The organism is Pseudomonas asturiensis (assembly GCF_900143095.1).
Lineage (GTDB): Bacteria > Pseudomonadota > Gammaproteobacteria > Pseudomonadales > Pseudomonadaceae > Aquipseudomonas > Aquipseudomonas asturiensis.
In genome coordinates, this window is the sequence record NZ_FRDA01000004.1 from 66,308 (window position 1) to 74,849 (window position 8,542).

Below are 8,542 nucleotides of genomic sequence, written 5' to 3' on the forward strand. Positions count from 1 at the left end.
ACAAAAAACGGCCGCCCAACCAGCGGTCGTTTTTTTATGCCTGTTTAGCAAGCAAGCTAACAAATGCTTTGACAATGGCTGTCTAGGCAGTAATATTTTGTAATCACTGCCTAAGCAGCATTTTGGGTTATTCCTTGAAACATTTCAGCCCCGACAATTTTGATTCCAGCCTGATCGGGTTACTGGTCGGCCGTACCAATGCGCTCAAAGACCGCATGCTGGACAAGTATTTGCTGCCTTATGACGTCACGTTCGCGCAGTTTAAGGTGCTGATCGTCATTGCTCAGTTTTCCACCGACACGCCGGTGGAGTTGTGTCGGCACCTGTCGCTGGACAGCGGTTCGATGACCCGCATGCTGGACCGGCTGGAGCAGAAGGCGCTGATCGTGCGTACCCGGTCCGCAACCGACCGCCGACAGGTCCACGTCGCGTTGACGCCTCAGGGGCAGACATTGTCAGACCTGCTTCCGCAGATCGGCGCCGATGCCATGAATGACACCTTTGCGGCCCTCGACCGCGAAGAAGTGGACACCCTGCGCCGGATCCTGACCAAGGTGCTGGTCGCTGCCGATGACCACATCACCCTGACTCGCCTGAGCTTCAATGCCAAAGGCACACAATGAATAACAGGACGTTGCGGACGGCCGGTTCGGCCGATTGCTCAACTGTTTCGCAGACTACAAGGTAATCGTCATGGCCACTGCCGCCGCTGAACACACATCTGCCCCAGAACAGAAAGACCCCAAAGGCCCGAAGTCCGGCAAGCGCAAGTTTCTGCTGATCGGTCTTGCCATCGTCGTTGTGCTGTGCGGCCTGGCGGTCTGGGGCTGGCATGAGCTGTATGGCCAATGGAGCGAGGAAACCGATGATGCCTACGTGAACGGCAACGTGGTTGAAATCACGCCGCTGGTCACTGGCACCGTCATCAGCATTGCCGCCGACGACGGCGATCTGGTTCGAGAAGGGCAGGTACTGCTGCGTTTCGACCCCAGCGATGCCGAAGTCGGACTGCAAAGCGCCGAGGCCAATCTGGGCAAGGTTGTGCGTCAGGTTCGCGGCCTGTACAGCAATGTCGATGGCATGAAGGCGCAACTGGCCGCGCAGCGTGCCGCTGTACAGACAGCGCAGGACAACTACAGTCGTCGCCGCAGTCTGGCGGCGGGTGGCGCGATTTCTCAGGAAGAGCTGTCCCATGCACGGGACGATCTGACCAGCGCGCAGAGTGCCCTTAACAATATTCAGCAACAGTTGAGCACCAGCGTGGCGCTGGTGGACGACACTGTGGTGTCTTCCCATCCGGACGTTAAATCGGCTGCCGCACAGTTGCGTCAGGCTTATCTGGCCAATGAACGTACCACGCTGGTCGCGCCGGTCACCGGCTACGTCGCCAAGCGTAGCGTGCAGCTGGGCCAGCGCGTTCAGCCGGGCACGGCGACCATGGCGGTGATCCCGCTGGATCAGCTGTGGATCGACGCCAATTTCAAGGAAACCCAGCTGGGCAAGATGCGTATTGGTCAGCCGGTCGAAATCAGCTCCGACCTGTACGGCAGCGATGTGAAGTACAGCGGCACCATCGACAGTCTGGGGGCCGGAACCGGCAGTGCGTTTGCACTGTTGCCCGCCCAGAACGCCACCGGCAACTGGATCAAGATCGTCCAGCGGGTGCCGGTGCGGGTTCATATCAACCCTGAAGAACTGGCGAAACATCCGTTGCGAATCGGGCTGTCCACCACCGTCGAAGTCAATCTGCATGACCAGAGCGGCCCGGTCCTGGCGCAACAGCCGCCCAAGCAGGCAGCGTTCAGCACCCAGGTCTACAAGGAGCAGCTGGCCGATGCCGATGCCTTGATCGCGCGCCTGATCCATGAAAACAGTGCCGCCAGCGACAAAACCAAAGCCGCCCAGCGCTGATTCTCCTATTCGCAAGCCCCGGCCGCTCGGCCGGGGTGTCGCCTACGTTTTCAGGGATTCGCGATGAGCACCAACGCCCCCGCTTCTTTCACGCCGCCCAGCCTGTTGCTCTGCACCATCGGCCTGTCGCTGGCGACATTCATGCAGGTGCTTGACACCACCATCGCCAACGTCGCCCTGCCGACCATTGCGGGCAACCTGGGCGTCAGCTCGGAGCAGAGCACCTGGGTCATCACCTCGTTTGCGGTCAGTAACGCCATCGCGCTGCCCTTGACCGGCTGGCTGAGCCGCCGCTTCGGCGAGGTCAAACTGTTTCTGTGGGCGACCCTGCTTTTCGTGCTGGCTTCGTTTCTGTGCGGCATTTCCACGTCAATGCCCGAGCTGGTCGGTTTTCGGGCGTTGCAGGGTATTGTCGCCGGGCCTCTTTACCCGATGAGCCAGACGCTGTTGCTGGCGGTCTATCCGCCTGCAAAGCGCGGTATGGCATTGGCCTTGCTGGCGATGGTCACGGTGGTTGCGCCCATTGTCGGACCGATTCTGGGAGGCTGGATTACCGACAGTTACAGTTGGCCGTGGATTTTCTTCATCAACATTCCGATCGGACTGTTCGCGGCCTTCGTGGTGCGGATGCAGATGGCCAAACGCCCCGTCAACACCCAGCAGCAGCCCCTGGACTACGTGGGTCTCATCTCGTTGATCATCGGCGTCGGTGCCTTGCAGATTGTGCTGGACAAGGGCAATAACCTGGACTGGTTCGAGTCGAATTTCATCGTGATCGGCTCGCTGATTTCGCTGGTGGCGCTGGCTGTGTTCGTGATCTGGGAGCTGACCGACAAGCATCCCATCGTCAATCTACGGTTGTTTGCCTATCGCAATTTCAGGGTCGGTACATTGGCGATGATTGGCGGGTATTCCGCCTTTTTCGGCGTCAACCTGCTCTTGCCGCAGTGGTTGCAGACCCAGATGGGTTACACCGCGACCTGGGCGGGGCTCGCACTGGCGCCGATTGGTATATTGCCGGTCCTGATGTCGCCCTTCGTCGGCAAATACGCGCACAAATTCGACCTGCGTCTGCTGGCCAGTCTGGCGTTCCTGGCCATGGGGCTGAGCTGCCTGATGCGCGCCAACTTCAACAGCCATGTGGATTTCGAGCATGTGGCCATGGTGCAGTTGTTCATGGGGATCGGCGTGGCGCTGTTTTTCATGCCGACGTTGAGCATTCTGCTGTCGGACCTGCCCCCTAATCAGATCGCCGATGGCTCGGGTCTTGCGACGTTCCTGCGTACCCTGGGCGGCAGCTTTGCGGCATCGCTGACCACCTGGATCTGGATTCGCCGCGCCGAGCAGCACCATGCCTACCTGAGCGAGAACATCAGCACCTACGACCCGACCACGCGTCATGCCCTCGATGCGCTGGGAGGTGCCAGCCCGCAGGCCTATGCGCAGCTCGAACAGGTGGTCAATGGCCAGGCCTACATGATGTCCACTGTGGATTACTTTTACATGCTGAGCTGGCTTTTCGCGGGGTTGATCCTGCTGGTCTGGTTTGCCAAGCCACCCTTTGCCGCTAAGGCAGGGCCAGCGGCGGGGGGAGGGCATTGATGCCGGGCTCACTGGATAAATCCCGCCCAACGCGACTGGCCGGTGATGGCGTCAGTTCAGTCGCTGACTGGGCGCCTCAGGGATCGGCGCAATCAGCGTGAAGCGGGTTACAGCGAAGAGGGCAGGGCCAGCGTGCGCTTCTCTTCCGGCACAAAGTCGAATGAACCCAGGCTGAAGCCCTGTTCGTCCACCTGCAGCGCCCAGCCCTGGCGATCCCAGTCACCCAGCACGATACGCCTGGCGGCGACGTCGCCGATCTGCAATTTGTGAATCGCAGGACGATGCGTGTGGCCGTGGACCAGCGTATGGACCCCGAACTGCTGCATGATGCGCGGCACTTCTTCCGGGGTTACGTCAACGATGTCATTGGCCTTCAGGCTGGTTTTTGCGCGGCTTTCGTTACGCAGCTTGCGCGCCAGCTTGTGGCGGGTGCTCAGGGGCAGGTGACGCAGGATGAAGAGGGTCAATGGATGGCGCAGGTATCGGCGCATCCTGATGTAGCCCTCGTCACGTGTGCACAGGCTGTCGCCGTGCATCAATAGCACCGGCTCACCGTTCAACTGCACCACGGTCGGGTCGCTCAGCAGCGTGCAGCCTGCCGCCTTGCAGAAACCCTTGCCGATCATGAAGTCGCGGTTGCCGTGCATCAGAAAAATTCGCGTGCCACTGTCGCTCAGTTCGCGCAGGGCCTTGCAGATCGAACGCTGGAACGGCGACATGGCGTCGTCACCGATCCAGACTTCGAAGAAATCCCCGAGGATATACAGTGACTCGGCGGTGCGAGCCCTGCCTGCGAGCAGATCCAGAAACGCCCGGGTAATATCCGGGCGTTCTTGCTCAAGATGCAGATCGGAGATCAGCAGTATCACTCAACGATCTCTGCTTTTTCGATGATCACGTCTTCGACCGGAACGTCCTGATGACCGGCCTTGCTGCTGGTCGAAACGCCTTTGATCTTGTCGACGACGTCAGTGCCTTCGATCACTTCGGCAAATACCGCGTAGCCCCAGCCCTGAACGGTCTTGGCGCTGTGGTTCAGGAACGCGTTGTCAGCCACGTTGATGAAGAACTGGGCGGACGCCGAATGCGGCTCCATGGTGCGGGCCATGGCCACGGTGTACTTCTTGTTCGGCAGACCGTTGTCGGCTTCGTTCTGAATGCTCGGGCGCTTGTCTTTCTTTTCCTTCATGCCTGGCTCGAAACCGCCGCCCTGGATCATGAAGTTGCCGATCACACGGTGGAAAACGGTGTTCTCATAATGGCCGGCGTTGACGTATTCGATGAAGTTGGCGACGGTCAGCGGAGCCTTTTCTGCGTTCAATTGCAGAACGATGTCGCCGTGGTTGGTAGTCAGTTTTACTTTGGACATATCGAAGTCGCTCTCTTGGCGTTCATGAAGGGGCGCAATATCACCCTGACGCGCAGTTTACAGACGAGGTTACATTTTTCGCGCTTTTTGCCGCTTTTCTGCCTGCAACCTTGCACTCTGTTGTCAGGGACTTGACAGCTTCGGCTATGATAAGCGCTTTGATTTAGTCGGCCTACCCCGGCCGCGCACTCGCTATGTCCAAGGATCCTATGAGCAAGCCCACTCCAGAACCCGCTGCGAATTCAAAGGCAGGCCCTGTCGTACCGACCAACTTCCTGCGCCCGATCGTGCAGGCTGACCTGGATTCAGGCAAGCACACTCAGATCGTGACCCGCTTTCCGCCGGAGCCCAACGGCTACCTGCACATCGGTCACGCCAAATCGATCTGTGTGAACTTCGGCCTGGCCAATGAGTTTGGCGGCGCGACGCACCTGCGTTTCGACGACACCAACCCGGCCAAGGAAGACCAGGAATACATCGACGCCATCATGAGCGATGTCAAATGGCTGGGCTTTGAGTGGGCAGGCGAAGTGCGGTACGCCTCGCAGTACTTCGATCAGTTGCATGACTGGGCTGTCGAGCTGATCAAGTCCGGCAAGGCCTATGTGGACGATCTGACCCCCGAGCAGGCCCGCGAATACCGTGGCACCCTGACCGAGCCTGGCAGGAACAGCCCGTTCCGTGAGCGCAGCGTCGAGGAAAACCTGGACCTGTTCGCCCGTATGAAGGCCGGTGAGTTCGAGGACGGCGCTCGCGTGTTGCGCGCCAAGATCGACATGGCGTCGCCGAACATGAACCTGCGCGACCCGATCCTGTATCGCATTCGCCATGCACACCATCACCAGACCGGTGACAAATGGTGCATCTACCCGATCTACGACTTCACTCATGGTCAGTCGGACGCCATCGAAGGCATCACCCATTCGATCTGCACCCTGGAATTCGAAAGCCATCGTCCGTTGTATGACTGGTTCCTGGACAACCTGCCGGTGCCGTGCAAACCGCGTCAGTACGAGTTCTCCCGCCTGAACCTGAGCTACACCGTGACCAGCAAGCGCAAGCTCAAGCAACTGGTCGACGAGAAGCATGTCAGTGGCTGGGATGATCCGCGCATGTCCACGTTGTCGGGTTTCCGCCGTCGTGGTTATACGCCTGCCTCGATTCGCAATTTCTGCGAAATGGTCGGTACCAACCGTTCCGACGGCGTGGTCGATTTCGGCATGCTCGAATTCAGCATTCGTGATGACCTGGACCGCAATGCGCCGCGCGCCATGTGCGTCCTGCGTCCGCTGAAGGTGGTGATCACCAATTACCCGGAAGGTCAGGTCGAAAACCTTGAACTGCCGCGTCACCCCAAGGAAGACCTGGGCGTGCGTCAGCTGCCGTTCGCGCGCGAGATCTACATCGACCGCGACGACTACATGGAAGAGCCGCCAAAAGGCTACAAGCGTCTTGAGCCCAACGGCGAAGTACGCCTGCGTGGCAGCTACGTGATCCGCGCCGACGAAGCCATCAAGGACGCCGACGGCAATATCGTCGAGCTGCGTTGCTCCTACGACCCTGACACTCTGGGCAAGAACCCTGAGGGTCGTAAGGTCAAAGGCGTTATTCACTGGGTACCGGCTGATGCAAGCGTGGAATGCGAAGTACGCCTGTACGATCGCCTGTTCCGCTCGCCTTCGCCTGACAAGGCTGAAGATGGCGCCACTTTCCTGGAAAACATCAACCCTGATTCTCTGCAGGTACTGACCGGTTGTCGTGCTGAACCCTCGCTGGCTAACGCACAGCCGGAAGACCGGTTCCAGTTCGAGCGTGAAGGTTACTTCTGCGCCGACATCAAGGATACAAAACCTGGTCGTCCGGTCTTCAACCGCACAGTGACACTGCGCGATTCCTGGACCTGAGGTAGGACAGTGCTCTCCATCTACAACACGCTCACCAAGAGCAAAGAAGTTTTCAAACCGCTGGATGGCAACAAGGTGCGCATGTACGTGTGCGGGATGACCGTGTACGACTACTGCCACCTGGGCCATGGCCGCAGCATGGTCGCGTTCGATCTGGTGACCCGCTGGTTGCGCTTCAGCGGTTACGAGCTGACGTATGTGCGCAACATCACTGACATTGACGACAAGATCATCAACCGTGCGCGTGAAAACGGCGAATCTTTCGACGCGCTGACCGCGCGCATGATTGATGCGATGCACGAAGACGAGGCTCGTCTCAATATCCTCAAGCCGGACATGGAGCCGCGTGCCACCGATCATATCGCTGGCATGCACGCCATGATCCAGACCCTGATCGACAAGGGTTACGCCTACGCGCCGGGTAATGGCGACGTGTACTACCGTGTCGGCAAGTTCGTCGGCTATGGCAAGCTGTCGCGCAAGAAAATCGAAGACCTGCGAATCGGCGCGCGAATCGAAGTGGACGAATCCAAGGACGATCCGCTGGATTTCGTGCTGTGGAAAGGCGTCAAGCCGGGCGAGCCGAGCTGGGATTCGCCTTGGGGGCCGGGGCGCCCTGGCTGGCATATCGAGTGCTCGGTGATGTCGACCTGCTGCCTGGGTGACACGTTCGACATTCATGGCGGCGGCAGCGACCTTGAGTTCCCGCACCATGAAAACGAGATCGCGCAGAGCGAGGCGGCGACCGGCAAGACTTACGCCAATGCCTGGTTGCACTGCGGCATGATTCGCATCAATGGCGAGAAGATGTCCAAGTCCTTGAACAACTTCTTCACCATCCGCGACGTGCTGGAGAAGTATCACCCTGAAGTGGTGCGCTACCTGCTGGTATCGAGCCACTACCGGAGCGCCATCAACTATTCCGAAGACAGCCTGCGCGAGTCCAAGGCAGCACTGGAGCGTTTCTATCATGCGCTCAAGGGGCTGCCGGTCGCCGAGCCTGCGGGTGGCGAGGCATTCGTCGAGCGTTTCTCCGCTGCGATGAACGACGACTTCGGCACGCCCGAGGCCTGCGCGGTGCTGTTCGAGATGGTTCGCGAGATCAACCGTCTGCGTGATACGGATCTGGCTGCGGCGGCGGGCCTTGCGGCGCGTCTCAAGCAACTGGCCAGCGTACTGGGTGTGTTGCAGCTTGAGCCCGACGACTTTTTGCGCGCAGGCGCCGAAGGCCGGGTCGATGCTGCTGAAGTGGAAGCGCTGATCCAGGCACGTCTGGCGGCTCGGGCTGCCAAGGACTGGGCCGAATCCGATCGTATCCGCGATCAGATCACGGCCATGGGTGTGCTGCTGGAAGACGGCAAGGGCGGCACGACCTGGCGTCTGGCGGACTGACGTTATCCCTTACGGACGTACCGATGTAATGCATACCCGTGGGAGGCGGCTTGCCGGCGATGGCGTCAGCTCAGTCACTGATAGGTCGCTTCAGAAAAACATCGCCGGCAAGCCGCCTCCCACAGTCCGTTGGTTGCAGCAAGAATTGTGTATACCGCTGAGTGCTTCGGGTGTGCGTGCACCCCAAGAAACTGATCGTGCCCATGCTCCGCGCTCAGCGTTATACACAGGTCCGGAAGACGCGCAAAACGCGGCTAAACCGAAAGCTTCTGACTGCATGCATACCTCGTGGGAGGCGGCTTGCCGGCGATGGCGTCAGTTCAGTCACTGATAGGTCGCTTCAGAAAAACATCGCCGGCAAGCC

At 59.5% G+C, this 8,542-nt stretch carries 6 protein-coding genes and 1 pseudogene; 5 read left to right on the forward strand and 2 right to left on the reverse strand.

What is annotated here, in order from left to right:
- The first annotated feature begins 134 nt into the window (after positions 1 to 134).
- The 3 genes and pseudogenes from BUB69_RS08345 to BUB69_RS08355 all read left to right on the forward strand — a co-directional run.
- Entirely contained in the window at positions 135 to 623 is a 489-nt protein-coding gene (locus tag BUB69_RS08345; RefSeq protein WP_073165626.1) for a MarR family winged helix-turn-helix transcriptional regulator, read from the forward strand.
- 70 nt (positions 624 to 693) lie between these two features.
- A complete protein-coding gene (locus BUB69_RS08350; protein ID WP_073165629.1) occupies positions 694 to 1,911 on the forward strand; it encodes an HlyD/EmrA/EmrK family protein in 1,218 nt (405 codons plus the stop codon).
- Positions 1,912 to 1,950: 39 nt separating this feature from the next.
- Positions 1,951 to 3,513 (forward strand): annotated as a pseudogene (locus BUB69_RS08355) (DHA2 family efflux MFS transporter permease subunit); the annotation flags it as partial.
- 107 nt (positions 3,514 to 3,620) lie between these two features.
- Here BUB69_RS08355 and lpxH read toward each other — a convergent pair.
- On the reverse strand, positions 3,621 to 4,382 hold the full coding sequence (gene lpxH, locus BUB69_RS08360) for a UDP-2,3-diacylglucosamine diphosphatase (protein ID WP_073164536.1): 762 nt from the start codon (positions 4,380 to 4,382) through the stop codon (positions 3,621 to 3,623).
- Entirely contained in the window at positions 4,379 to 4,882 is a 504-nt protein-coding gene (locus tag BUB69_RS08365) for a peptidylprolyl isomerase (RefSeq protein WP_073164539.1), read from the reverse strand. Before BUB69_RS08365 ends, lpxH begins: the two co-directional genes overlap by 4 nt.
- A gap of 209 nt (positions 4,883 to 5,091) precedes the next feature.
- Here BUB69_RS08365 and BUB69_RS08370 point away from each other — a divergent pair, with 209 nt between their 5' ends.
- On the forward strand, positions 5,092 to 6,786 hold the full coding sequence (locus tag BUB69_RS08370) for a glutamine--tRNA ligase/YqeY domain fusion protein (protein WP_073164542.1): 1,695 nt from the start codon (positions 5,092 to 5,094) through the stop codon (positions 6,784 to 6,786).
- Positions 6,787 to 6,795: 9 nt separating this feature from the next.
- Entirely contained in the window at positions 6,796 to 8,178 is a 1,383-nt protein-coding gene (gene cysS, locus BUB69_RS08375; RefSeq protein WP_073164545.1) for a cysteine--tRNA ligase, read from the forward strand.
- Positions 8,179 to 8,542 lie beyond the last annotated feature (364 nt).